This window comes from Streptomyces sp. NRRL F-2580 (assembly GCF_000720115.1).
GTDB lineage: Bacteria > Actinomycetota > Actinomycetes > Streptomycetales > Streptomycetaceae > Streptomyces.
The window spans coordinates 1-1069 of record NZ_JOIR01000103.1 but is presented as its reverse complement, the minus strand read 5'-3'; the positions used below and the strand labels follow the sequence as shown (position 1 = coordinate 1069).

At 69.2% G+C, this 1069-nt stretch carries 1 protein-coding gene; it reads left to right on the top strand.

The window, feature by feature from the left end:
- Positions 1-120: 120 nt before the first annotated feature.
- Positions 121-1069, top strand: a 949-nt coding sequence (locus IF88_RS0139615) for an IS481 family transposase (RefSeq protein ID WP_030724436.1), incomplete at its 3' end; no start/stop codon positions are given.

Genomic DNA, 1069 nt, shown 5'->3' with positions numbered 1-1069 from the left:
TGTTCTGTCCAGGGAGGTTGTGGACGGGTGATGCAGGTCTCGGCTGAGGGATCTTGAACGAGTGAGGGCCTTCCGGGTTCGGTGTGGATTGCGACGTCTACACCGACCAGAAAGGCCCTCGTGCCCCACCGTAATGCACCCCTGACCGAGACCGGACGCCTGCGCCTGGCCCGCTGTGTGGTCGAGGACGGCTGGCCGCTGCGGCGGGCCGCCGAGCGTTTCCAGGTCTCACCCACCACCGCCCAGCGGTGGGCCGCCCGCTACCGGGCCTTGGGCGAGGCCGGCATGGCCGACCATTCCTCCCGCCCCCACCACAGCCCCCGCCGCACGGCGACCCGCACCGAACGGCGGATCATCAAGGTCCGGATCCTCCGGCGGTGGGGACCGGCCCGCATCGCCGGACTACTGGACGTGCCCGCCTCCACCGTCCACCGCGTCCTGGTCCGCTACCGGATCGCCCGCCTGACGCATCTGGACCGGGCCACCGGCACCGTCATACGCCGCTACGAACGCGAACGCCCGGGCGAACTCGTGCACGTCGACATCAAGAAGCTCGGCAACATCCCCGACGGCGGCGGCCACAAGGTGCTGGGCCGGCCGGCGGGCCGCAAGACCAAGTCCGGCGTCGGCTACCAGTACATCCACACCGCCGTCGACGACCACTCCCGCCTCGCCTACAGCGAGATCCACGCCGACGAGAAGAAGGAAACCGCCGCCGCCTTCTGGACCCGGGCCCAGGCCTACTACGCCAGCGTCGGCATCACCGTCGAACGCGTCCTGACCGACAACGGCTCCTGCTACAAATCCCACGCCTGGCGCGACCTGCTGGCAGCGGCCGGGATCACCCACAAACGAACCCGGCCCTACCGGCCCCAGACCAACGGCAAGGTCGAACGCCTCAACCGGACGCTGCTGGAGGAGTGGGCCTACGCCCGCCCCTACCAGTCAGAACAGGAACGACGCGACGCCTTCCCCGACTGGCTCCACACCTACAATCACCACCGCGGACACACCGCCCTCGCAGGCAAACCACCCGCCAACCGCGTCCCCAACCTCACTGGGCAATACA